Genomic DNA, 24026 nt, shown 5'->3' on the forward strand with positions numbered 1-24026 from the left:
CGTGCCGGCTGCCGAGCGGATCACGGTCGGCGGGCGGAGCCTGCGCTTCACGAACGGCGACAAGGTGCTCTACCCGTCGACGGGCACGACCAAGCGCGACGTGCTCGAGTACGTGCTGCGCGCATCCGACGCCCTCATCGCGCACTCGGCAGGGCGCCCCGTCACGCGCAAGCGCTGGCCGGATGGGGTGGGCACGGCGCGCAAGTCCGGGCAGGTGTTCTTCCAGAAGACGCTCGAGCGGGGCGCGCCCGACTGGATCGAGACCGTCGAGCAGCGGCACTCGACCGGGCCGAAGCACTACCCGCTGCTGACCGAGCCCGCGACGCTCGCGTGGATGGCGCAGATGGGTGCGCTCGAGCTGCACGTGCCGCAGTGGCGCGGCGTCGACGGCGAGCGCTCGAACCCCGACCGGTTGGTGCTCGACCTCGACCCCGGCGACGGCGCCGACCTCGACGACTGCGCGCAGGTGGCGCTGTGGGTGCGCGAGCTGCTCGTCGACATCGGGCTCGACCCGGTGCCGCTCACGAGCGGCTCGAAGGGCATCCACCTCTATGCGCGCCTCGACGGCACCGTGACCTCCGAGCAGGCCAGCGCGGTGGCGCACCAGCTGGCGCGGTCGCTCGAGCAGCTCCACCCCGACCTGGTCGTCAGCGACATGAAGAAGGCGCTGCGGCAGGGCAAAGTGCTCATCGACTGGAGCCAGAACTCGGCGTCGAAGACGACGGTCGCGCCCTACTCGCTGCGCGGGCGGCTGCGACCCACGGTCGCGGCACCGCGCACGTGGGAGGAGGTCGAGGCGGGCGGCCTCGAGCAGCTCGAGATGGATGCGGTGCTCGAGCGCCTGGAGCGCGACGGCGACCTCATCGCCGCGCTCGACCCGCCGCCCGACCGGCTCGCGAAGTACCGCGGCATGCGATCGGCCGATCGCACGCCCGAGCCCGTGCCGGCCGAGCCCGCCGTGGCAGGCGAGGGGCAGTCGTGGGTGGTGCAGAAGCACCAGGCTCGGCGCCTGCACTACGACTTCCGGCTCGAGCAGGAGGGCGTGCTCGTGTCGTGGGCGGTGCCGAAGGGGCTGCCGACCTCGACGACGCAGAACCGGCTGGCGGTGCAGACCGAGGACCACCCGCTCGAGTACGGCTCGTTCGAGGGCGTGATCCCGAAGGGCGAGTACGGCGCCGGCAAGGTCGAGATCTGGGATGCCGGCGACTTCGAGCTCGAGAAGTGGCGCGACGACGAGGTGATCGCGGTGCTGCACGGGCAGCCGGGCGGCGGGCTCGGAGGCGAGCCCTACCGCTTCGCGCTGATCCAGACCGACGCCGACAAGCGGCAGTGGCTGGTGAAGAAGACGAAGGAGCAGCCGGGCGAGGATGCGGCGCCGGCGAAGGCGGCGGGCGCGGGGGCCGGCGCGAAGCAGGCGAGTGCCAAGGAAGCCGGTGCGAAGGCCGGCGCCAAGGCCGGCGCCAAGGCCGGTGCGAAGGCCGGCACCAAGGCCGGCACCAGGGCTGGCGCGAGGACCGGCGCGAAGGCGCGATCCTCGGCGAAGGAGCGCACCCGCGGTGCGAAGCCGCGCCCCACCGACCTGCGGCCGATGCTCGCGACGCAGGGCGACGCATCCGACATCGACGACGAGCGGGAGTGGTCGTTCGAGGTGAAGTGGGATGGCTGGCGCGCGATCGTGCAGCGAGACGGCGACACCGTGCGGCTCGTGAGCCGCAACGGTCGCGACCTCTCCGGCGCGTTCCCCGAGCTCGTCGAGGCGCTGCCCGCCGCGATCGGAGCGACGGATGCGGTGCTCGACGGCGAGATCGTGATGCTCGAGCGCGGCGTGGCGAGCTTCGAGGCGCTGCAGGATCGCGCGGGCCTGACGGGGCGCGCGGCGGCGCGGGCTGCGAAGCAGACGCCGGCGACCATCATGCTGTTCGACGCGCTCGAGGTGGACGGCGAGCGCCTCACGGGCGAGCGCCTCGACGAGCGGCAGTCGCGGCTCGACGAGATCGTGCACGAGAGCCCGCGCGTGAAGGTCTCGAAGCCGCTGCGAGGGGCGCTCGCGCGGATCCTCGAGGTGACGGCCGAGCGCGGCCTCGAGGGCGTCATCGCGAAGCGCGACGACGGCACGTATCGGCCGGGCGTGCGCACGCGCGACTGGCTCAAGCTCAAGCACCAGCTGCAGCGCGAGGTGGTCGTCGTGGGTTGGCTCGAGGGCAACGGCTCGCTCTCGGGCACCGTCGGCTCGCTCGTGCTCGCGCTGCCGGGCGAGGGCGGGCGGATGCGCTACGCCGGCCGGGTGGGCACGGGCTTCTCGGGCGCGGACCGCGACCGGTTGCGCGATGAGCTGCGCCCGCGCAGGACCGCGCCGACCATCGACGACCTGCCCGCGGACGTGGCGCGCAAGGCGCACTGGGTTCGCGCCGCCGTCGGCGAGGTGGAGCACACCGAGCAGACCTCCTCCGGTGCCCTGCGGCACCCCGTCTGGCGTGGCCTGCGCCCCGACAAGTCGCTCGCCGACCTGAACCCCGAGTAGGCCGCAGCGCAGGCAGGATGGATCCATGACCACCGACCTGCTGGACCTCGAGTCGCTGCTCACCGACGAGGAGCGCGCCGTGCGAGCGCGGGTGCGCGCGCTCGTCGACCGCGAGATCAGGCCGCACATCGCCGACTGGTTCGAGCGCGCGCACTTCCCGCGCGAGCTCGTGCCGCAGCTCGCGGCGGAGGGGCTGCTCGGCATGCACCTGACGGGCTACGGATGCGCGGGGCGCTCGGCCGTGGAGTACGGCATCGCGATGCAGGAGCTCGAGGCGGGCGACAGCGGGATCCGCACCTTCGCGTCGGTGCAGGGATCGCTCGCCATGACGGCGATCGCGAAGCACGGCTCGGAGGAGCAGCGGGAGGCCTGGCTGCCGCGGATGGCTGCGGGCGAGGCGATCGGCTGCTTCGGGCTGACCGAGCCGGGCGCGGGCAGCGACCCCGGCGCCATGCAGACCTTCGCGCGCCGCGACGGCGGCGACTGGATCATCGACGGAGCGAAGCGCTGGATCGGGCTCGCCTCGATCGCCGACGTCGCCGTCATCTGGGCGCAGACCGACGATGGCGTGCGCGGCTTCCTGGTCGAGACGGCGCCGCACGGCGTGCCGACGCCGGGCTTCACGGCGGCCCCGATCGAGCCGAAGCTGTCGATGCGGGCCTCCATCCAGTGCGACATCGTGCTCGACGGGGTGCGCGTGCCGGGGGCCATGCGCCTGCCGGAGGCGCGCGGGCTGCGGGCGGCCTTCGAGTGCCTGAACGAAGCGCGCTTCGGCATCGCGTGGGGAGCCCTCGGCGCCGGGCGCGATGCGCTCGAGACCGCGCTCGCCTACGCCGGCGAGCGCGAGGTCTTCGGTCGTCCGCTCGCCGCGATGCAGCTGACGCAGGCGCGGCTGGCCGAGATGGCGCTGTCGCTGCAGCAGGCGCAGCTGCTCGCGCTGCACCTGGGGCGTCGGAAGGATGCGGGGCTGCTGCGACCGCACGAGATCTCGATGGGCAAGCTCGCCTCGTGCCGCACCGCGATCGACGTCTGCCGCGAGGCGCGCGCGATCCTGGGCGGCAACGGCGTCTCGCTCGACCACTCCCCCATGCGGCACGCGGCGAACCTCGAGAGCGTGCGCACCTACGAGGGCACGGACGAGGTGCACACGCTCGTGATCGGGCAGGCGCTGACGGGGATCGCCGCGTTCCGCGGCTAGCGGGCCCGGAGGAGCGTGCGGCACTCCGTAGGTCGAGGAGCGCGCGGCCTCTGGCCGCACGCGTCACGAGACCGGCCGGCAGGGCGCGGGCTCCGGTCTCGTGACGGCAGCGACGCTCCGCGCCGCGGCCTCCTCGACCTACGGGGCGCCGGCCTCCTCGACCTCCGGGGCGCCGCGGCCTCCTCGACCTCCGGGGCGCCGCGGCCTCCTCGACCGCCGGGGTCGCGCGCTACGCGAGCAGCCGCTCCAGCACCCGCACGACGCCGTGCTCGGCGTTGCTCGGGGCGCGGTGACGGGCCGCCATCAGCACCTCAGGGTGCGCGTTCGCCATCGCGAAGCTCCACTCGGCGTCGGCGAGCATGCCGAGGTCGTTCAGGTAGTCGCCGAAGACCACCGTCTGCGCCCGCGTCACGCCCAGCTCGCGCTGCAGCGCCTCGACGCCGAGCCTCTTGTCGACGCCGTCGCGGATGACGTCGGCCCAGTGCGGCGAGCCGATCACGACGCGATGCCCCGCAGGCGCATCCGGCACCCAGCGCGCCACCGCCGCCGACGAATCGGTCGCGGAGTGCATCGCGAGCTTCAGCACGTCGTCCGTGCGCTCGAGGAGGTCGTCGACCGTCTCGAGGGCGGCGTGATAGCGCTGCGCCTGCTCGACGAAGCCGGGCTCCCGCGACTCGATCGACGCCACGGCGCGGCGGCTCGCGACGACCCCGAGCTCACCCTCGGATGCCCGCACGCGCCGCACGATCTCGTGCACCGCATCCGCGCTCACCGTGGTCGCCTCGAGCACCTCGCCGTCGTGCGTGACGATCGCGCCGTTCTCGGCGATGCAGGACGTGCCACCGGCGCGCTCGAAGAGCTGCTCGAGGGTCGCGAGCTGCCGGCCGCTCGCCGGCACGAACGCGATGCCGGCGTCGCGCATGCGCGCCAGCAGGGGCCAGAAGGCCTCGGGGATGCGTCCGGCGCCGTCGAGCAGCGTGCCATCCATGTCGGCGACCACGAGCCGGATGTCGAGGTCGGCCGGGAGGTCTGGCTCTGGCGGGTGCTCGACGGGCGCCGCGGGCAGCGGCGTGCCCGTCACGCGGCGCGACTCACGCCGTGACAGCGACGGCGATGGGCGTGCGGCCGTCGCCGAACTGGATCGTCCGGCCGATCGTCGAGGGATCGGCCAGGGTCGCCGCGACCACGCGGGCGACGTTGGCGCGCGAGACCGCGTGCTCGCCATCGGCGGCGCCATCGCCCACGACCTCGATCTGCTCGGTCGGCTCCTCGAGCGTCAGCATGCCCGGGCCGAGGATCGTCCAGTCGAGGCTCGACGCCCGCAGGTGGTCGTCGGCGTCGGCCTTCGCCTGTGCGTAGGCGTAGAAGTCGTCGTCCTCCGGCACGCCGTGGTCCTGGCCCGCGCCCATGTAGGACACCATCACGAAGCGCTGCACGCCGGCATCCGCCGCTGCGTCGATGACGCGGATCGCCGCATCGCGATCGACCGCGAAGGTGCGCTCGGCGCTGCCGCCCCCGGCGCCCGCGCTCCAGACGACCGCATCCTGCCCGCGCAGCAGCTCGGCGAGCTGCTCGCGGTCGAGCTGCTGCACGTCGGCGACGACCGGCGTCGCGCCTGCCGCCTCGATGTCGGCCGACTGCTCGGCCTTGCGGATCACGCTCGAGACCTGATCGCCACGCTCTGCCAGCAGGGGTGCCAGCAGCAGCGCGACCTTGCCGTGCCCGCCGATGATGGTGATGCTCGTCATGCTCGCTCCTCGGTTCCGTGGTTCGTCGTCTCGTCTGTCTTGCCTGTCGTGCCTGCCGTGCCTGCTGCATCCGCAGCATCCGTCACGTCCCAAGCGTGGTGCTCGAGGTCGTGCAGCGCATAGATGAGCAGCGTCTCCACGGTGAACACCGAGCCGTTGGATCGCCTTCCCGGCCGATCCCACGCGTCGGAGGGCACCGCATCCGCCGCGCTGGCGAGCCCCGCGGCCGCCACGTCGAGCGCGGCCGCCACATGCTCGGGCGCTTCGCTGCCGTAGTCGCCGTCGATCGCCGCCCGATCCTGATCCCAGTTCGCGAACTCGGGGTCGTCCTCGCCGAGCAGTTGCTCGAGCCGCGCCTGCATGACCCCGCAGACGTCGCGCACGTGCGCGGCGTACTCGAGCGGCGACCAGGTCGCCTCGTCGGGCCGCTCGGCGACGGACTCGCCGTGCAGCCGCTGGTGCATCGCCGCAGCGGCGAGGCGGATGCGGCGGCCGAGATCGTCGCGATCGACCGCGAGCGGGTCGAACCCGCAGTCGGGGCACCGCTCGCGCAGCACCCACGTCCAGTCCTTCGTGTCGGGCTCGATGGGCATGCGCCCAGCCTCCCACGCGGGCTCGGGCGCACCCTGATCATCCGCGAGGATGACGCCCGCGCGACCGCGGGGGGACGCGGCCCGGGGCCTGCGATTCGTAGCGTCGAAGCAGACGAAGGGAACCCCATCATGGAGATGTTCGCACTGCTGTTCACCATCGCCGAGGTCGCGCTCGTGGCGCTCGGGATCGCCGCGATGACGGTGGTCGCCATCGGCGGCGTCGTCGTCGGGAGCGCCTCGCTCGTGCAGCTGCGCGGCTCGCACCGAGCCAGCAGCGCCCCGCGCACCGCTCCGGCCGCGCGCCGCCAGCCGGCGGCCGCCTCCGCCACGGCCTGAGCCACTCGGCCTGAGCCACTCGGCCTGGGCCGCTCGGCCTGAGCCACTCCGCCTGGGCCGCTCGGCCTGAGCCGGCCCGCGCACCCGCCGCCCCGCGCTTGCGAGCGCACCCACGGGGGCATACTGTATTCCTGAACGATCGGTCACTAATTCGCGGCCGCATCGGATCGCGTCACCGACAGCGCAGTCAGGAGTCCCATGCCCGAGGCCCTTCTCGTCGGCGGCGTGCGCACGCCGGTCGGCCGCTACGGCGGCGCCCTCGCCGGGGTGCGCCCCGATGACCTCGCCGCCCTCGTCATCGCCGAGGCAGTGCAGCGCGCGGGCATCGACCCGGCGTCGATCGACGAGGTGATCTTCGGCGGCGCCAACCAGGCCGGCGAGGACAACCGCAACGTGGCGCGCATGGCGACGCTGCTCGCGGGTCTGCCCGACGAGATCCCCGGCATCACGGTCAACCGGCTCTGCTCCTCGGGCATGTCGGCCATCATCATGGCCTCGCAGATGATCCGGGCCGGTGACGCCGACATCGTGATCGCGGGCGGCGTCGAGTCGATGACCCGTGCGCCCTGGGTGCAGGCGAAGCCCGAGCGCCCCTGGGCCAAGCCCGGCGAGGCCTTCGACACCTCGATCGGCTGGCGCTTCACGAACCCCCGCCTCGCGGCCCGCGACAAGGCCACCTTCTCGATGCCGGAGACGGCCGAGGAGGTCGCGCGCGTCGACGGCATCACCCGCGAGGAGGCCGATGCCTTCGCGCTGCGCTCCCACGAGCGCGCCATCGCGGCGATCGACGCCGGCCGCTTCACCGACGAGATCGTCGCCGTGCCGACGAAGGGCGGCGAGGTGGCGGTCGACGAGGGGCCGCGGCGGGAGACGACGATGGATGCGCTGGCGCGCCTCCGGCCCGTCGTGACCGGTGGGTCCGTGGTCACGGCCGGCAACGCATCCAGCCTCAACGACGGCGCATCGGCGATCGTCATCGCGAGCGACGCTGCGGTCGAGCGCCTGGGCCTCGCTGCGCGCGCCCGGGTCGTCGGCGGTACGAGCGCCGGCATCGCGCCGGAGATCATGGGCCTCGGGCCCGTGCCCGCGACCGAGAAGCTGCTCGCGCGCACCGGGCTCGAGATCGACGACATCGGTGCCGTCGAGCTGAACGAGGCGTTCGCGACGCAGTCGATCGGGACGATCCGGCGCCTCGGCCTCGACGACGGGATCGTGAACGCCGACGGCGGCGCGATCGCCCTCGGGCATCCGCTCGGCTCGTCGGGCTCGCGCCTCGTCGTGACCCTGCTGGGTCGCATGGAGCGCGAGGGCGCCGACCGCGGACTCGCGACCATGTGCGTCGGCGTCGGCCAGGGCACCGCGATCATCCTGGAGCGCGTGTGAGCGCCGGCACCCTGCCCGCCCCGACCGTCAACCGGTGTGGCGGCACCCCGACCGGATCATCCGGTCGAAGCGCCGCCACACCGGTTGAGCGTCGCGCTCGCGCGCGGCCGTCGGCGAGGAGCGCGGCATGAGCGAGTCGCTGCGGATCGAGGATCGCGGCAGTCACGTGCTGGCCACGCTCGACCGACCCGAGAAGCGCAACGCGATCGACCAGGACCTCGTCGACGCGCTGCACGAGCTCTGCGCACGTCTCGAGGTCGAGCGCCGCACGCTCGTGCTCACCGGCAGCGGCGGCACCTTCGCCGCCGGCGCCGACATCGCGCAGCTGCGCGAGCGCCGAGCCGCCGATGCGCGCGCGGGCATCAACACCCGCTGCTTCCAGCGCATCCGGGCCCTGCCCATGCCGGTCATCGCCGTGCTCGACGGCTACGCGCTCGGCGGCGGCGCCGAGCTCGCCTACGCCGCCGACATCCGCATCGGCACGCCGAGCCTCAAGATCGGCAACCCCGAGACCGGGCTCGGCATCATCGCCGGCGCCGGCGCGACCTGGCGGCTGCCGGAGCTCGTCGGCAGCGCCCTCGCGAGCGAGATGCTCCTGACCGGCCGCATCCTGACCGCCGGCGAGGCGCTCGCCGCAGGCCTCGTCACCGCCGTGCTCGAGCCGGTCGCCGCCCTCGATCGCGCCGCCGAGCTCGCCGCGCGCATCGCGAGCCTCGATCCCGCGGCGACGCAGGCGACGAAGCGCACCCTGCTCGCGCCGCCAGAGGCCCACCCGGCGATCGAGCTCGACGAGCAGGCCGTGCTCTTCGAGTCGGAGGAGAAGGAGCGTCGCATGACCGAGTTCCTCGAGCGGCGCAGCCGGCGGGCCGATACCTCCGAGCGCGAGGGCGAGCGATGAGCGACCAGCAGCAGCACGAGCATCAGCACGACGACACGGATGCCGTGGTCGGCGCGGGCGCGCCAGAGCGCGTCGGGGTGCTCGGCGGCGGCCGCATGGGCGCCGGCATCGCGCACGCCTTCGTGCTCGCCGGCAGCCAGGTCGTGGTCGTCGAGCGCGACGCAGCGGCGGCCGAGGCGGCGCGCGAGCGCGTGACCGCGAGCCTCGAGAAGAGCGTGGCGCGCGGCTGGTCCGAGCCGCTCGACGAGCTCGAGGGCCGCCTGCGCGTCGCGATCGACATCGACGCCTTCGCCGGCAACGGCCTCGTGATCGAGGCCGTGCCCGAGGACGAGGCGATGAAGGCGGATGCGCTGGCCCGCGTCGAGCGCGTGCTCCACGAGCGCGCGGCGCTCGCGAGCAACACCTCCTCCATCTCGATCGACCGGCTGTCGGCGACGCTGGCGCGACCGGAGCGGTTCCTGGGCCTGCACTTCTTCAACCCGGTCCCGGCATCCGCCCTGGTCGAGATCGTGCTGGGCACGGCGACGCAGCCGGCCCTCGCGAACGACGCGCGCGCCTGGGTCGAGGCGATCGGCAAGACGCCCGTGACGGTGCACGACGCCCCCGGCTTCGCGAGCTCGCGCCTCGGGGTCGCGCTCGGGCTCGAGGCGATCCGCATGGTCGAGGAGGGCGTCGCGAGCCCCGGCGACATCGACGCGGCGATGGAGCTCGGCTACAAGCACCCGGTCGGGCCGCTGCGCACCACCGACATCGTCGGCCTCGACGTGCGCCTCGGCATCGCCGAGCAGCTGCATCAGGACCTCGGGCCGCGCTTCGCCCCGCCGCAGCTGCTGCGCGACATGGTGGCGGATGGCCGGCTCGGCAAGAAGAGCGGCCGCGGCTTCTACGACTGGAACGACTGACCGATGACCGAGAGCGAGCGCCCGATGAGCCAGCCCCGACTCCTGCCCAGCTACATCCGCGACGCGTGGTGGGAGCCCGCCGACGCGAGCGACGCCACCGTCGTGCGCGACGCGTCCACCGGTGACGAGGTCGTGCGCGTCAGCGCCTCGGGCCTCGACATCGCCGCCGCGCTCGACCACGGGCGCACGATCGGCCAGCACAGCCTCGCCCCGCTCACCTTCCACCAGCGGGCGATCCTGCTGAAGCAGATGGCCCTCGCGCTCACCGAGCGCAAGCACGAGCTCTACGAGCTGAGCACCCGCACGGGCGCGACGAAGGCCGACTCCTGGGTCGACATCGACGGCGGCATCGGCGTGCTCTTCACCTACTCGTCGAAGGGCCGCCGCGAGCTGCCGCAGTCGACGATCTACCTCGACGGCGCGGTCGAGCCCCTCTCGAAGGACGGCTCGTTCCTCGCCCGCCACATCTGCACGACGCTGCCGGGCGTCGCCGTGCAGATCAACGCCTTCAACTTCCCCGTCTGGGGCTCGCTCGAGAAGCTCGCGCCTGCGTTCCTCGCCGGCATGCCCACGCTCATCAAGCCCGCGACGCCCACGGGCTTCGTCGCCGAGCACATGGTGCGCATCCTGGCCGAGTCGGGTCTGCTGCCCGCGGGCAGCATCCAGCTCGTCAACGGCTCCGCCCGCGACGTGATGGATCACCTGCGGCTCGGCGACACCGTCGGGTTCACCGGTTCCGCCTCCACCGCCGACGCGCTGCGCCGCCACGAGGCCGTGCAGGCCCGGGGCGTGCGCTTCACGGCCGAGACCGACTCGATCAACGCATCCGTGCTCGGCCCCGACGCGGCCCCCGGCACCCCCGAGTTCGACGCCTTCGTGCGCGGCCTCGTCGCTGAGATGACCTCGAAGGCCGGCCAGAAGTGCACGGCGATCCGCCGCGCGATCGTGCCGACGGGCATGACGGATGCCGTGGCCGGCGCCGTGCGCGATCGCATCGCCGCGAAGGTGGTCGTCGGCGACCCGCGCGGCGAGGGCGTGACGATGGGGCCGCTCGCCTCCACCGGCCAGCGGGACGAGGTGCTGCAGCAGGTGATGAAGCTGCGCGAGGGCGGTGGCCGCGTGGTGGTGGGCGGTGACGCCGGCGAGGTGCGGCTGGCCGACGGCTCGATGGGGCTCGCCGAGGGCGGCGCATTCGTGGCGCCGACGCTGCTCGCCTTCGCCGATGCAGAGGCGGATGCCTTGCACACGGTCGAGGCGTTCGGCCCGGTCTCGTCGCTCGTGGAGTACGGCTCCCCCGAGCAGGCCGCAGAGCTCGTCGCGCGCGGCGGCGGATCGCTCGTCACCTCGGTGGCCTCGCACGACGGCGCCTTCGTGGCAGAGCTCACGCGCCGCATCGCGCCGCACAACGGCCGCATCCTGCTGCTCGACCGCGACGACGCGCGTGCCTCGACGGGCCACGGCTCGCCGCTGCCGATGCTCGTGCACGGCGGGCCGGGTCGCGCCGGCGGCGGCGAGGAGCTCGGCGGCATGCGCTCGGTGCTGCACCACATGCAGCGCACGGCGATCCAGGGCTCGCCCGCCATGCTGACCGCAGTGACCGGGGTCTGGCACCCGGGGGCTCCGGCGACGACCGAGCCGCCGCATCCGTTCAGGAAGTCGCTCGCTGAGCTGCGCATCGGCGACCAGGTGGTCTCGGAGCGCCGCGAGATCACGCTCGACGACATCGAGCACTTCGCCGAGTTCACGGGCGACACCTTCTATGCCCACATGGACCAGGAGGCGGCGGAGGCGAACCCGTTCTTCCCCGGTCGCGTCGCGCACGGCTACCTGCTGCTGTCGTTCGCCGCCGGCCTGTTCGTCGAGCCGGCGCCCGGCCCCGTGCTGGCGAACACCGGCCTCGACAACCTGCGCTTCATGACACCGGTCTCCCCCGGCGACACTCTGCGGGTGACGCTCACGGCCAAGCAGATCACGCCGCGCGAGACCGACCCCTACGGCGAGGTGCGGTGGGATGCGCAGCTCACGAACCAGGACGACGAGACGGTCGCGCAGTACGACCTGCTGACCTACGTCGCGAAGGAGCAGGCACCCGCGTAGCCGGCACCGTCCCCCGCAGGTCGAGGAGCGCGCGGGCGCAGCCCGCACGCTTCCCCCGCAGGTCGAGGAGCGCGCGGGCGCAGCCCGCACGCGAGTCCCGCGGGTCGAGGAGCGCGCGGGCGCAGCCCGCACGCGAGCCCCGCAGGTCGAGGAGCGCGCGGGCGCAGCCCGCACGCGTCACGAGACCGGAGACGCGAGCGGCGGAGCCCCCGAAGGACCTCCGCCGCTCCCCGATCCGCTCGCTACTCGGCCGGGAGGATCAGCTGCTGCCCCGCCATGATGAGGTCGGGGTTCGAGAGGGTCTCCTGGTTCACGGCGAAGATGCCGAGCCAGCCGCTCTCGACGCCCTCGGCCTCGGCGATCTCGAAGAGCGTGTCGCCGGGCGCGACCGCGACGGTCTCGTCAGACGCCTCGACGTCGGGCAGGGCGTAGCTGGGCGCGGCCGCGGCGGGCGCTGCGGTCGCTGCGGCAGCGGCCGGAGCGGCCTGCTGCACGGGCGCGGCCTGCTGCACGGGTGCTGGCTGCTCTGCGGGTGCCGCCTGCTGCGCGCTGTCGACCGGCGTGCTGCTGGGCTCGGCCGATCCGCTCGCGCCGATCTGCGCCGAGCACGACGGCCATGCGCCCCAGCCCTGGCCGGCCAGCGTGTTCTCGGCGACGCGGATCTGCTCGGCGCGCGACGCGTCGGCCGGGTTGCCCGAGCCGCCGTAGGCCTGCCACGTCGACAGCGAGAACTGCAGGCCGCCGTAGTAGCCGTTGCCCGTGTCGATCGACCAGTTGCCGCCCGACTCGCACTGCGCGAGGGCGTCCCAGGTCGACGCAGGCGCGGCATTGGCCGCGGTCGGCACGAGCACCGCGCCTCCGACGGTCGCGATGCCGGTGGCGATGAGACCGGCGACGGCGCGCTTCGATCGGCGTGCGGGGGTAGTGGTGTGCTGCTTGCTCACGAATGAACTCCAGGCCCCGTCTCGCACGCGCTGAGCGCGCACGACCGCCCGGCCGGTGCATATCGATTCGATGGCACGAAGGACTCATGGGGCGGATGCGACGGCCGTCCTTCGCGGTTCAAGCCGCCAACACTACCTCAATGTCACGATTGGGTAACAATCATGCCAAGACGGCACGTCGTGATGCCTCCCGGGCGGTATCGCTGATAGCGCTCCCGTCGACTCCACAGGGCTACAGCGACGCGGGATCGCGCAGCCCGGTCCGCACGAGCTCGAGCACCGACTCCGCGAGCTCCTCAGGCGTGAAGGGGCCGTCGGGGCGGTACCACTCGACGATGGAGTTCACCATGCCGAAGGTCAGCCGCTCGGCGATGCGCGGCTCCATGTCGGCCCGCAGCGTGCCCTCATCGCGCGAGGCCTCGAACAGCGCACGCAGCTTCGCGTCGATCTCGCGTCGCCGCCGCATCGCCTCGAGCTCGATCGGGGTGTTGCCGCGCAGCCGCAGCAGCAGCGTCACGTAGGGCGTGCGCTCGCACAGCACGAGCACCGCACCGCGGATCACGTGGCGGATGCGGTCGACGATCGGTCCGGTCGTCGCCCCGGGCTGCTCGAACACGGCCTCCAGGGCATCGAGCGCCATGCCGAGCGCGACCTCGAGCATCTGCTCCTTCGACGCGAAGTGGTGGTAGATCGCCGACTTCGACAGCCCCAGCCGCTCGGCGAGCACCCCGAGCGAGGTGGCGTCGTAGCCGCGCTCGTTGAACGCCTCGACGACCACCTCGAGCATCGAGTCGCGGTCGTAGCCGGGACGGCCGCGGCGCGCGGCGACGGCGGGCTCGGTCGTGGTCATCGAGCCATCATCTCAGCGCCCTTCGACACGCTCAGCGCCTGCGGCGCGGAGCGGCTCAGGGGACGGGGCCCTGCTCCCTGAGCCGGTGCGTGCCGCAGGCGCACACCGAGTCGAAGGGCACCCCTATCGGAGGTCGTAGACACGCTTGTACTTGCCCTCGCTGCGCGGCAGCGAGCCGGTCGGCACGATCTCCACGTCGACCGTGGTGCCGATCCGCTCCTTCACCCGCAGCTTCAGGATCTCGGCGGCCGCGGTCGACACGACCGGCTTCACGCCCGGCGTGCACTCGATCTTCACGACCAGCCCGTCCATCCGCCCCCGCTTCACGAGCTCGAGCACGAAGTGCGGGGTCAGGTGCTCGATCTCGAGCGCGATCTCCTCGATCTGCGTCGGGAAGAGGTTGACGCCGCGCAGGATGATCATGTCGTCGTTGCGGCCGGTGATCTTCTCGATGCGCCGCATGGTGGGCGTCGAGGTGCCCGGCAGCAGCCGCGACAGGTCGCGCGTGCGGTAGCGCAGCACCGGGAACGCGGTCTTCGTCAGCGACGTGAAGACCAGCTCGCCCAGCTCGCCGTCGGGCAGCACCTCGCCGCTCTCGCCGTCGATGATCTCCGGCAGGAAGTGGTCCTCCCAGATCGTCGGCCCGTCCTTCGTGACGACCGACTCGCTGCCGACGCCCGGCCCCATGACCTCCGACAGGCCGTAGATGTCGACCGCATCCAGCCCCATCCGCCGCTCGAGCTCTGCCCGCATCTCGTTCGTCCAGGGCTCGGCGCCGCAGATCGCGACCCGCAGCGAGGTCTCGCGCGGGTCGAGCCCGGCCTCCTCGAAGGCGTCGGCGATCGTCAGCAGGTACGACGGCGTGCACATGATCACGTCGGGCTCGAAGTCGCGGATGAGCTGCACCTGCCGCGCGGTCTGCCCGCCGGAGACGGGGATCACGGTCGCACCGAGGCGCTCGATGCCGGCGTGCGCCCCCTGGCCGCCCGTGAAGAGGCCGTAGCCGTAGGCGTTGTGCACCTTCATGCCCGGCAGCACACCGGCCGCGCGCAGCGATCGCGCCACCACCTCCGCCCAGTTGTCGAGGTCGCCGCGCGTGTAGCCGACGACGGTCGGGCGCCCGGTCGTGCCGGACGAGGCGTGGATGCGCGCGACCTGCGCCATCGGCACCGCGAACATGCCGAAGGGGTAGGACTGCCGCAGATCCTCCTTCGTCGTGAAGGGCAGGCGCTGCAGGTCGTCGAGCGAGCGGATGTCCTCGGGGCGCACCCCCGCCTCGTCGAGCTTGCGCGTGTAGGTCGGCACGTTCCCGTAGGCGTGCCGCACGGTCTCCTGCAGCCGCTGCAGCTGCAGCGCGCGCAGCTCGTCGAGCGAGAGGAGCTCGCCGGCGTCGCGCAGGTCGTCGGATGCGGTGGGTGCAGTGGGCATCGTTGCTCCTGGTGCGATCGAGGGACGGGAGGGAGGGGTCATGCCGGGCCGCCCGGGCCGCTCGGCGCTGCCTGGTTGGTCGTGAACGAGCGGCCTCGGAACTCGGCGACCGTCTCCCCGGTCTCGTCGACGATCGTCACGTCGTAGATCCCGTTGCGGCCGCGCTTCCAGCGCCGCTCGGCGGTCGCGGTGAGCGTCTGCCCCGCGCGCGTCGGCTTCGCGAAGGTGATGTCGGCGCCGGATGCGACGGTGGCGTTCGCATCCTCGTTGCACGCGTAGGCGAAGGCCGTGTCGGCGAGCGTGAAGACGAGCCCGCCGTGCGTGATGCCGAAGCCGTTCACCATCGCGTCGGTCACCGTCATCGTGAGCACGGCCCTGCCGCGCTCGAGCTCGGCGATCTCGATGCCGAACGCCTCCTTGGCGCGATCGGTCTCGGCCATGATCGTCGCGAGCCAGGTGTCGTCTCTGGGTGCCTCGAAAGCCATGCACGCTCCATTGCGCTCGGTCTCGCCCGCCTGCCGGCGGCGCTGCTTCCAGGCCGTTGCGGGCCTGCGTGCCCTCAGTCTATACTTACTGAACGTTCGGTCACTAATTCCGAACCTACCGCAGCCCGACCGTCTGCAGGAGGAGTCGACGATGACGCTCACCGCACCCGACGCATCCGTCACCGACCGCGACGAGGCAGCGCTGGCCGAGGCCCAGGCGCACTTCGACGCCATCATCGAGGCCGACCAGCGCATCGAGCCGCGCGACTGGATGCCCGACGCATACCGCAAGACGCTCATCCGCCAGATCTCGCAGCACGCGCACTCCGAGATCATCGGCATGCAGCCCGAGGGCAACTGGATCTCCCGCGCCCCGAGCCTCAAGCGCAAGGCCATCCTGATGGCCAAGGTGCAGGACGAGGCGGGCCACGGGCTCTACCTCTACTCCGCCGCGCAGACGCTCGGCATCAGCCGCGACGAGATGACGGAGCAGCTGATCGAGTCGCGCGCCCGCTACTCCTCGATCTTCAACTACCCGACGCCCAGCTGGGCGGACATGGGCGCGATCGGCTGGCTCGTCGACGGCGCAGCGATCTGCAACCAGGTGCCGCTGTGCCGCGCCTCGTACGGCCCCTACGGCCGCGCGATGGTGCGCATCTGCAAGGAGGAGTCGTTCCACCAGCGGCAGGGCTTCGAGATCCTGCTCGAGCTCTCGAACGGCACCGAGGCGCAGCACCGCATGGCGCAGGAGGCGGTGGACCGCTGGTACTGGCCGAGCCTCATGATGTTCGGCCCGCCCGACGACGAGTCGCCGAACTCGGCGCAGTCGATGGCGTGGAAGATCAAGCGCTTCTCGAACGACGAGCTGCGCCAGCGCTTCGTCGGCATGCTCGTGCCCCAGGCCGAGGTGCTGGGGCTCACGCTCCCCGACCCGAACCTGCGCTGGAACGACGAGACGCAGCAGTGGGACATGTCGGAGATCGACTGGACCGAGTTCAACGAGGTGCTCGCCGGCCGCGGGCCCGCGAACGCGCAGCGCATCCAGCACCGCCGCGACGCCCACGAGGAGGGCGCGTGGGTGCGCGAGGCCGCTGCTGCGTACGCCGAGAAGCAGGCGGCGCGCGAGCGGCAGGCCGCCTGATGTCGACGCCCGGAGAGGTCGCCGGCGAGGGCTGGCCGCTGTACGAGGTGTTCGTGCGCGCTAACCGTGGCCTCAGCCACGTGCACGTCGGCTCGCTGCACGCGCCCGACGACGAGATGGCGCTGCGCAACGCGCGCGACCTCTACACCCGCCGCAACGAGGGCGTCTCGGTGTGGGTGGCGCGCTCCACCGCCATCACGACGAGCGATCCCGACCAGAAGGGCGCCTTCTTCGAGAGCCCCGCCGGCAAGAACTATCGCCACGCGAAGTACTACGAGAAGAGCGCGGAGGTGCCGCACCTGTGAACGCTCCCCAGCCTCCGGCAACCGGCCGCGACGCCGCATCGATCGCCGCGATGCACCAGGCCGATGCCGACGCGGTGCACGGCGACGTCACCGTCGACGAGCTCGACCTCGCAGCAGAGCTGTCCGGGGCGGATGCCTCGGCCATCGCGAGCGCAGACATCGCGGAGTACGCGATGCGGCTCGGCGACGACGCGCTGATCCTCTCGCAGCGGCTCGGCTGGTGGATCTCGCGAGCCCCGGAGCTCGAAGAGGACATGGCGCTCGGCAACATCGCGCTCGACCTGCTCGGGCACGCGCGCAGCCTCCTGCACTACGCGGGCACCGCATCCGGTCGCACCGAGGACGAGCTGGCCTATTGGCGCGAGGAGCACGAGTTCCGCTGCGCATGGCTCTTCCAGCAGCCGAACGGCGACTTCGCGCACACGATCGTGCGCGGGCTGATCGCCGCGATCTGGATGCAGGAGCTCTACACGGCCCTGGCTCGGTCGACGGATGCGTCGCTCGCGGCGATCGGCGCGAAGTCGGTCAAGGAGGTGTCGTACCACCGCGACCACGCCGTGCAGTGGACGCTGCGCCTGGCCGGCGGCACGGAGGAGTCGCGGCGTCGGCTGCTCGTCGCGCTCACCGACGTCTGGCCCTACACCGACGAGCTCTTCCGCGACGACCCGCTGCACGACCGGCTGGAGGGCGCGGCCCCGCGGCCGTCGAGCCTGCGCGCCGGGTTCGACGAGGTGTGGGAGGCCGTGCTCGCCGAGGCGGAGATCACCGAGGCCGACTTCACGAACTCGAAGATCGGCCAGTCCTCGGGCGGCGGCCGCCAGGGCAACCACTCGACGCACCTCGGGCCGCTGCTCGCCGAGATGCAGGTGCTGGCCCGCTCGCACCCGGGGGCGTCGTGGTGAGCGCTGCCACCGCATCCGCCCGCACGCGGGACGAGGCATGGCGCATCGCCGCCGCCGTGCCCGACCCGGAGGTGCCGGTGCTGACGATCGAGGATCTCGGCGTGCTGCGCGCGGTCGAGGTCGACGACTCGGGCGTGCGCGTCACCCTCACCCCGACCTACTCGGGCTGCCCCGCCATCGACCAGATGCGCGACGACGTGCTGCTCTCGCTCACCGCCGCCGGCTTCCGCGACATCACCGTGGACTTCACGCTCAGCCCCGCCTGGACCACCGACTGGATGAGCGAGGCCGGCAAGCAGAAGCTCGAGGCCTACGGCATCGCCCCGCCCACGCATCGCGCGGGCGAGCGCCGTGGCCCCATCCCCGTCATGATCGGCGTGAAGTGCCCGCGCTGCGGGAGCCTGCGCACCCGCGAGGTCTCGCGCTTCGGCTCGACCGCGTGCAAGAGCCACTTCGAGTGCCTCGCGTGCCTCGAGCCCTTCGACCACTTCAAGGTGCACTGACGTGGCGGCCACGAACCTCGGCTCCACCGGCCTGCGCGCGCCGGCCGGCGGCTCCGCGCCCCGGTCGCGCGGCCGCTTCCACACCCTCGAGGTCGCCGAGGTGCGACCCCTGACCGCCGAGTCGGTCGAGGTGACCTTCGCGGTGCCCGAGGAGCTGCACGGCGACTTCGGCTACGTCGCCGGCCAGCACCTGGCGCTGCGCGCCACGGTCGACGGGCACGAGATGCGCCGCTCCTACTCGATCTGCCGGCCGCCGGCGCCGGGGTCGATCTCGGTCGCCATCAAGCGCGACCTCGGCGGCCGCTTCTCGACCTGGGCCAACAGCGAGCTCGCGCCCGGCGACCGCGTCGACGTCATGAGCCCGCAGGGCACCTTCACCTCGGCGCTCGAGACGATCGATGGCGCGCACGTCGTGGGCATCGCCGCCGGCAGCGGCATCACGCCGATGATGGCGCTCGCGCACGAGGTGCTGTCGCGCTCGGCCACCTCGACCTTCTCGCTGCTGTTCTCGAACCGGTCGACGCTCGACGTCATGTTCATCGAAGAGCTCGCCGACCTCAAGGATCGCTACCCCGCGCGGCTCGCGCTGCACCACGTGCTCTCGCGAGAGCAGCGCGCGGCGCCGCTCATGTCGGGCCGCATCGACCAGGAGCGCCTCGAGCGCATCCTGTCGGAGCTCATCCGGCCCGACTCGGTCGACGAGTGGTTCCTGTGCGGGCCGTTCGAGCTCGTGCAGCTGTGCCGCGACGTGCTCGAGGCGCAGGGCGTGGATGCCGCGCACGTGCGGTTCGAGCTGTTCACGACCGGCAAGCCCGTCGACGCGGGCGGCGACCGCGGCCGCCCGGTGCAGGTCGAGGCCGGCGAGGACACCTGGACGCTCGACTTCACCCTCGACGGGCAGTCGACGCAGGTCGAGAGCCCCATCTCGGCGCGCGAGTCGATCCTCAACGCCGCGCTGCGCGTGCGGCCCGACGTGCCCTTCGCGTGCGCGGGCGGGGTCTGCGGCACGTGCCGCGCGAAGGTCGTCTCGGGCAGCGTGCACATGACCGAGAACTACGCGCTCGAGCCCGACGAGCTCGACCGCGGCTACGTGCTCACGTGCCAGTCGCATCCGAAGCCCGACACCGCCAGGGTGGTCGTCGACTACGACGTCTGACCCGGCCGGCCGACGAAGGAGCCACCATGATCGAGCTGCAGATCGCCGGAGACATCGCCGAGGTCGTGCTCTGCGCACCCGAGAAGCGCAACGCGGTCGACGAAGCCGCGCTGCATGCACTGGCGGATGCGTACACGGAGGCCGAGCGCGCCGGTGTGCGCGCGCTCGTGCTGCGCGGGGAGGGCAAGGCGTTCTGCGCCGGCCGCGACATCTCGCAGGTGGATCCGCGCACCGACGACGCCTCGGGCTTCATGCGCGGCGCGCTGCAGCCGCTGCTCGAGCAGATGGCGGCGTTCCCGGCGCCGACCTTCGCGGTGGCGCACGGGGCGTGCCTGGGCGTCGGGCTCGGGCTCCTGATCGCCACCGACGTCGTCTACGTCGCCGAGTCGGCGAAGCTCGGCAGCCCCTTCGCGGCACTCGGCGCGACCCTCGACTCGGGTGGTCACGCGCTCCTCTTCGAGCGGCTGGGCGCGCACCGCGCCTTCGACCTGATCTACTCCGGCCGGCTGCTCTCGGGTGCTGAAGCCGTCGCGGCCGGGCTCTTCTCCCAGTCGTTCCCCGACGACGAGGTGCTCGAGGCGACGCGCGCTGCAGCCGCGCACGCCGCGCAGGGCCCGACGCTGGCCTTCCTCGCCACGAAGGAGATCATGCGCGGCCTGCGCGACGACCGGCAGGGACTCTGGCGCTCGGTCGAGGCCGAGAACGCGGCGCAGGTCGAGCTGGCGCAGTCGAGCGACTTCCGGGAGGGCTTCGAGGCCTTCCAGCAGAAGCGGCAGCCGCGCTTCACCGGGCGCGGCTGAGCGGTCGCCGCTCGTCGGTCGAGCGCATCGGCGAAGCGGCGTAGCCTGCCGCCATGGATCACCTGCAGTCGCTCGGCCACTGCCAGGCGCTGTTCCTCGAGACAGCGCAGCGCGCCGATCTACGCACCCCGGTGCCGTGGCTCGGGCGCTGGCGGGTCGAGCAGCTGGTCGTGCACCTCGCCCGCATCCACCACTGGGCAGCAGGGCAGGCCAGGCGCCGGCAGGAGGAGCCGCTCGGGCGCGGGCCCTTCGACGTGCCGCAGCTCTACGCCGACTGCGCGGCCGAGCTGCGCGAGACCCTCGCCTCGCTCGATCCCGAGGCACGCGCCTGGGCGCTCGTCGACGACGGCGTGCCGAAGGCCGAGCAGCGCGGCACCGTCCGCTTCTGGCACCGGCGGCAGCTGCACGAGACGCTCATCCACCTGTGGGATCTGCGCACGGCGATCGGCGAGCCGCTGGAGGACGCGGAGCTCGGCGACGCTGCAGCGCTCTGGTTCGACTGCATCGACGAGGTCGTGGCCGTCATGCACCCGCGCCAGCTGCGGCTCGAGCGGGTGCCTCCGCCGCCGGTGCGGATCGCCTTCGCTGCGACGGGGGCGGATGCAGTGCTCGAGCTCGCGGGCGCCTCGGCCGACGCACCGAGCGCGGTCGTGCGCGGCCCTGCGCGATCGCTCGCGCTGCTGGCGTGGGGCCGAGGAGTGCCAGACCACGACCGGCTCGCGGCTCCGGGCGTCGAGGTGCAGGGCGAGCGGTCGCTCGCCGAGGCGGCCCTCCGCGCCGGCCTCACACCCTGAACCGGCCGCGCTGCCCACGCGCGCCTCGACCGCTGTCAGCGGCATCTGAGACCTTGGGGCGGTGACGACCACCCGCGATGCCGCCCTCGAGATCCTCCGCACCCTCGTCGGGGCGCCCGACGCCGAGTTCCACGAGGGCCAGTTCGAGGCGATCGAGACCCTCGTCGCCGAGCGCCAGCGCGCCCTCGTCGTGCAGCGCACCGGGTGGGGCAAGTCGGCCGTCTACTTCGTCGCGACGCTGCTGCTGCGCCAGCGAGGCGCGGGTCCGACGCTGCTCGTCTCACCGCTCCTCGCGCTCATGCGCGATCAGGTCGAGGCCGCCGCCCGCGCCGGCGTGCGCGCCGTGGCGATCAACTCCGCCAACCCCCACGAGTGGAGCGAGGTGCTGCAGCGGCTCGACGCCGACGAGGTCGACGTGCTCCTCGTCTCCCCCGAGCGGCTCAACAACCCGCGATTCCGCGACGAGCAGCTGCCGAAGCTCATCCCTCGCACCGGCCTGCTCGTCGTCGACGAGGCGCACTGCATCTCCGACTGGGGCCACGACTTCCGCCCCGACTACCGCCGCCTCCGCGACCTCATCGCGCAGATGCCGCAGGGGGTCCCGGTGCTGGCCACGACCGCGACCGCCAACTCACGGGTCGTCACCGACGTCGCCGAGCAGCTCGAGCACGCCGGTGGCGACCCGGTCGTGACGATCCGCGGGCCGCTGGCACGCGCATCCCTGCGCCTCGGCGTGCTGCGGCTGCCCGACGCCGGTGCGCGCCTCGGCTGGCTGCTGAGCCATCTCGGCGAGCTGCCGGGCTCTGGCATCATCTACGCGCTCACCGTCTCCGCCGCCGAGGACACCGCCCGGCTGCTGCGCGACGCGGGCCACGAGGTGCAGGCCTACACCGGGCGCACCGACGCGGGCGAGCGCGAGGGGCTGGAGCAGGCGCTCAAGCACGACCGCGTCAAGGCGCTCGTCGCCACGAGTGCGCTCGGGATGGGCTTCGACAAGCCGGATCTCGGCTTCGTCATCCACCTCGGCGCGCCCTCCTCCCCCGTCGCCTACTACCAGCAGGTCGGACGCGCAGGCCGTGCCGCGATGATCGCCGGCAAGGCCGCGAGCGCCGACGTGCTGCTCCTGCCCGGCACCGAGGACGAGGCGATCTGGCAGTACTTCGCGACCTCGTCGATGCCCGACGAGCAGAAGGCGCTCGCGGTGATCGACGAGCTGACCGCCGAGGGTGCTCCGCTGTCGACCCCGGCCCTCGAGGCGCGCGTCAACCTCAAGCGCTCACCGCTCGAGCTGCTGCTCAAGGTGCTCGACGTCGACGGTGCGGTGCGGCGCGTCACGGGTGGGTGGGTCGCCACCGGTGCCCCGTGGGTCTACGACGCGGAGCGCTACGAGCGCATCGCCGCCGCTCGGGTCGAGGAGCAGCGCTCGATGCTCGAGTACGAGCGCACGAGCGCGTGCCGCATGGAGTTCCTGCAGCGGGCGCTCGACGACGACACGGCCGTGCCCTGCGGTCGATGCGACACGTGCGCCGCCGCGGCGGGGCAGCCGGCCTGGTATCCGAGCGAGGTGCGCGAGGAGGCGACCGGCCAGGCCAGGCAGTCGCTCAGCCGCGTCGGCGTGACCATCGAACCGCGGGCGCAGTGGCCCACCGGCGCCGACGTGCTCGGCGTCCCCGTCAAGGGCAAGATCGCGCCGGCCGAGCGCGTCGAGGCGGGGCGGGCGCTCGCCCGGCTCACCGACCTCGGCTGGGGCGGCACGCTCCGCGGCCTCTTCGCGCCCGGCACGCCCGACGCTCCGGCGAGCCCCGCGCTCGTCCAGGCCTGCATCCGAGTGCTGGCGGAGTGGCAGTGGGACGAGCGCCCGGTCGCGGTCGTCAGCATGCCGTCGCGGCGCCGGCCGCAGCTGATCGCATCGGTCGCCCACGCGCTCTCGGAGGTCGGCCGACTGCCCCACCTCGGTGCGCTCAGCCTCGTCGACGGCGGTCCTGCGGGCGAGCCGGGCGGCAACAGCGCCTACCGGCTCGCGAGCGTCTGGGATCGGTTCGCGCTCGGGCCAGAGCTGGCGAGCGCGGTCGAGGGCGTTGCGGGCCGCCCCGTGCTGCTGGTCGACGACCTGGTGGACAGCCGCTGGACGATCACGGTCGCAGGTCGCTCGCTGCGCCGCGCCGGCGCATCCGCTGTGCTGCCGTTCAGCCTCGCCCTGCAGGCCTGAGCCGAGCCCGCCGGTGGCGTGATCCGGTCGCAGGTTGGGGGACAATGGATGCATGACCGTCCCGATCGCCGTGCCAGTCGGCCAGCCGCTGCCCGGCACGTCGTTCGGCCTCGCGGTGAAGCGCTTCTTCCAGGGCTACGTGCTCTTCTCCGGACGCGCGAGCCGCAGCGAGTACTGGTGGGCACAGCTGTTCGTCGCGATCGTCCTGCTCATCCCGTCGGCGCTGCTCGCGGTGGCGAGCTTCGGCCTGATCGCGAGCATCATCGCTGCGGCGGCCAGCCAGGATCCTGAGCTGCTCGTCAGCATCTCGCTCGCCGGCTCCGGCGGCATCACGCTGCTGAGCGTCATCGTCGTGCTCGTCTCGCTGCCGCTCATCCTGCCCACCTACTCCTCGATGTGGCGCAGGCTCCAGGACGCCGGCTTCCACGGCGCCTTCACGCTGCTCTCGCTCGCTGGCCTCTCGATCATCCCGCTCATCCTCTGCATCTTCCCGTCGAGCCCGGAGGGCATCCGCTTCGACCCCGCGTACCGCGCGCACCTGGCCACGCAGTACGGCTACGGCGTGCCCGCGCACGGTGCTCCCGCGCACGGCTACCCGGGGTACGGTCCGCCCGCCCACGGCTCCCCCGCCTACGGCCCGCCCGCATCGGGCTCGCCCGCATACGCTCCGCCCGCATCGAGCTCGCCCGCATACGCTCCCGCGACCGGCCAGCCCCCGTGGATGCCACCGGGCGTGGCACGACCCGTCGAGGGGCAGATGGCGCACCCCTACGACCACCCGGCCTCCTACTCGCAGTCAGAGCCGCAGCAGCAGCAGCCGTAGCCGCGGCGGG

Annotated in this window: 23 protein-coding genes; 16 read left to right on the forward strand and 7 right to left on the reverse strand. The window is 72.9% G+C overall.

All coding sequences use genetic code 11. From position 1 onward, the window contains the following. Position 1: 1 nt before the first annotated feature. Complete coding sequence (locus BQ6202_RS11695) at positions 2-2521, forward strand: ATP-dependent DNA ligase (RefSeq protein ID WP_143143724.1); 2520 nt, start codon at positions 2-4, stop codon at positions 2519-2521. A gap of 25 nt (positions 2522-2546) precedes the next feature. Then, positions 2547-3719 (forward strand): acyl-CoA dehydrogenase family protein, encoded by a 1173-nt coding sequence (locus BQ6202_RS11700; protein ID WP_072314604.1) that lies wholly within the window; start codon positions 2547-2549, stop codon positions 3717-3719. A gap of 229 nt (positions 3720-3948) precedes the next feature. On the opposite strand, the gene BQ6202_RS11705 is transcribed toward BQ6202_RS11700, so the two are convergent. The 3 genes from BQ6202_RS11705 to BQ6202_RS11715 are packed head-to-tail and all read right to left on the reverse strand — an operon-like array spanning position 3949 to position 6060. Beyond that, positions 3949-4800 carry an HAD family hydrolase gene (locus BQ6202_RS11705; RefSeq protein ID WP_234946204.1) on the reverse strand — a complete coding sequence of 284 codons (852 nt, stop codon included), beginning with the start codon at positions 4798-4800 and terminating at the stop codon, positions 3949-3951. 10 nt (positions 4801-4810) lie between these two features. Next, positions 4811-5467 carry an SDR family oxidoreductase gene (locus BQ6202_RS11710; RefSeq protein WP_072314605.1) on the reverse strand — a complete coding sequence of 219 codons (657 nt, stop codon included), beginning with the start codon at positions 5465-5467 and terminating at the stop codon, positions 4811-4813. After that, the gene (locus BQ6202_RS11715; RefSeq protein WP_072314606.1) at positions 5464-6060 is read right to left on the reverse strand and encodes a DinB family protein; all 597 of its coding nucleotides are present in this window, start codon (positions 6058-6060) and stop codon (positions 5464-5466) included. Before BQ6202_RS11715 ends, BQ6202_RS11710 begins: the two co-directional genes overlap by 4 nt. A 129-nt stretch (positions 6061-6189) precedes the next feature. On the opposite strand from BQ6202_RS11715, the gene BQ6202_RS11720 reads away from it, so the two are divergent. From BQ6202_RS11720 to paaZ, 5 genes are all read left to right on the forward strand, one after another. Next, positions 6190-6396: a hypothetical protein gene (locus BQ6202_RS11720; RefSeq protein WP_072314607.1), complete on the forward strand. Its 207-nt coding sequence runs from the start codon at positions 6190-6192 to the stop codon at positions 6394-6396. Positions 6397-6594: 198 nt separating this feature from the next. After that, the gene (locus BQ6202_RS11725) at positions 6595-7779 is read left to right on the forward strand and encodes a thiolase family protein (protein WP_072314608.1); all 1185 of its coding nucleotides are present in this window, start codon (positions 6595-6597) and stop codon (positions 7777-7779) included. 127 nt (positions 7780-7906) lie between these two features. Beyond that, positions 7907-8677, forward strand: coding sequence for an enoyl-CoA hydratase/isomerase family protein (locus tag BQ6202_RS11730; protein WP_072314609.1), 771 nt, complete (start codon positions 7907-7909; stop codon positions 8675-8677). Beyond that, entirely contained in the window at positions 8674-9579 is a 906-nt protein-coding gene (locus BQ6202_RS11735; protein ID WP_072314610.1) for a 3-hydroxyacyl-CoA dehydrogenase family protein, read from the forward strand. Before BQ6202_RS11730 ends, BQ6202_RS11735 begins: the two co-directional genes overlap by 4 nt. 3 nt (positions 9580-9582) lie before the next feature. After that, the gene (gene paaZ / locus BQ6202_RS11740; RefSeq protein ID WP_072314611.1) at positions 9583-11676 is read left to right on the forward strand and encodes a phenylacetic acid degradation bifunctional protein PaaZ; all 2094 of its coding nucleotides are present in this window, start codon (positions 9583-9585) and stop codon (positions 11674-11676) included. Between the two features lie 242 nt (positions 11677-11918). Here paaZ and BQ6202_RS11745 read toward each other — a convergent pair whose 3' ends face one another. The 4 genes from BQ6202_RS11745 to paaI all read right to left on the reverse strand — a co-directional run bounded on the left by BQ6202_RS11745 (position 11919) and on the right by paaI (position 15383). Then, entirely contained in the window at positions 11919-12620 is a 702-nt protein-coding gene (locus BQ6202_RS11745; protein ID WP_072314612.1) for a transglycosylase family protein, read from the reverse strand. Positions 12621-12852: 232 nt separating this feature from the next. Next, the gene (locus tag BQ6202_RS11750) at positions 12853-13470 is read right to left on the reverse strand and encodes a TetR/AcrR family transcriptional regulator (protein ID WP_072314613.1); all 618 of its coding nucleotides are present in this window, start codon (positions 13468-13470) and stop codon (positions 12853-12855) included. Between the two features lie 123 nt (positions 13471-13593). Further along, the gene (gene paaK / locus BQ6202_RS11755) at positions 13594-14898 is read right to left on the reverse strand and encodes a phenylacetate--CoA ligase PaaK (RefSeq protein WP_072314614.1); all 1305 of its coding nucleotides are present in this window, start codon (positions 14896-14898) and stop codon (positions 13594-13596) included. Between the two features lie 38 nt (positions 14899-14936). Beyond that, positions 14937-15383, reverse strand: coding sequence for a hydroxyphenylacetyl-CoA thioesterase PaaI (gene paaI / locus BQ6202_RS11760; RefSeq protein ID WP_200792250.1), 447 nt, complete (start codon positions 15381-15383; stop codon positions 14937-14939). Between the two features lie 151 nt (positions 15384-15534). Here paaI and paaA point away from each other — a divergent pair, with 151 nt between their 5' ends. The 9 genes from paaA (at position 15535) to BQ6202_RS11805 (ending at position 24016) form a co-directional block, all read left to right on the forward strand. Further along, positions 15535-16524 (forward strand): 1,2-phenylacetyl-CoA epoxidase subunit PaaA, encoded by a 990-nt coding sequence (gene paaA / locus BQ6202_RS11765; RefSeq protein ID WP_072314615.1) that lies wholly within the window; start codon positions 15535-15537, stop codon positions 16522-16524. Continuing rightward, positions 16524-16829: a 1,2-phenylacetyl-CoA epoxidase subunit PaaB gene (paaB, locus tag BQ6202_RS11770; RefSeq protein WP_072314616.1), complete on the forward strand. Its 306-nt coding sequence runs from the start codon at positions 16524-16526 to the stop codon at positions 16827-16829. Before paaA ends, paaB begins: the two co-directional genes overlap by 1 nt. A gap of 50 nt (positions 16830-16879) precedes the next feature. Then, positions 16880-17731 carry a 1,2-phenylacetyl-CoA epoxidase subunit PaaC gene (gene paaC / locus BQ6202_RS11775; protein WP_072315144.1) on the forward strand — a complete coding sequence of 284 codons (852 nt, stop codon included), beginning with the start codon at positions 16880-16882 and terminating at the stop codon, positions 17729-17731. Further along, complete coding sequence (gene paaD, locus BQ6202_RS11780) at positions 17728-18234, forward strand: 1,2-phenylacetyl-CoA epoxidase subunit PaaD (RefSeq protein WP_072315143.1); 507 nt, start codon at positions 17728-17730, stop codon at positions 18232-18234. Before paaC ends, paaD begins: the two co-directional genes overlap by 4 nt. A gap of 1 nt (position 18235) precedes the next feature. Next, positions 18236-19390, forward strand: coding sequence for a 1,2-phenylacetyl-CoA epoxidase subunit PaaE (gene paaE, locus BQ6202_RS11785; RefSeq protein ID WP_083587245.1), 1155 nt, complete (start codon positions 18236-18238; stop codon positions 19388-19390). Positions 19391-19416: 26 nt separating this feature from the next. Continuing rightward, complete coding sequence (locus BQ6202_RS11790; protein ID WP_072314617.1) at positions 19417-20190, forward strand: enoyl-CoA hydratase/isomerase family protein; 774 nt, start codon at positions 19417-19419, stop codon at positions 20188-20190. A 53-nt stretch (positions 20191-20243) separates the two neighbouring features. Further along, complete coding sequence (locus BQ6202_RS11795) at positions 20244-20984, forward strand: maleylpyruvate isomerase family mycothiol-dependent enzyme (RefSeq protein ID WP_072314618.1); 741 nt, start codon at positions 20244-20246, stop codon at positions 20982-20984. A 61-nt stretch (positions 20985-21045) separates the two neighbouring features. Continuing rightward, positions 21046-23193, forward strand: a complete 2148-nt coding sequence (locus tag BQ6202_RS11800; protein ID WP_072314619.1) for a RecQ family ATP-dependent DNA helicase — start codon at positions 21046-21048, stop codon at positions 23191-23193. A gap of 52 nt (positions 23194-23245) precedes the next feature. Then, the gene (locus BQ6202_RS11805) at positions 23246-24016 is read left to right on the forward strand and encodes a DUF805 domain-containing protein (protein ID WP_072314620.1); all 771 of its coding nucleotides are present in this window, start codon (positions 23246-23248) and stop codon (positions 24014-24016) included. Positions 24017-24026: the final 10 nt, after the last annotated feature.

It is taken from the genome of Agrococcus sp. Marseille-P2731, from assembly GCF_900117395.1.
Classification (GTDB): Bacteria; Actinomycetota; Actinomycetes; order Actinomycetales; family Microbacteriaceae; genus Agrococcus.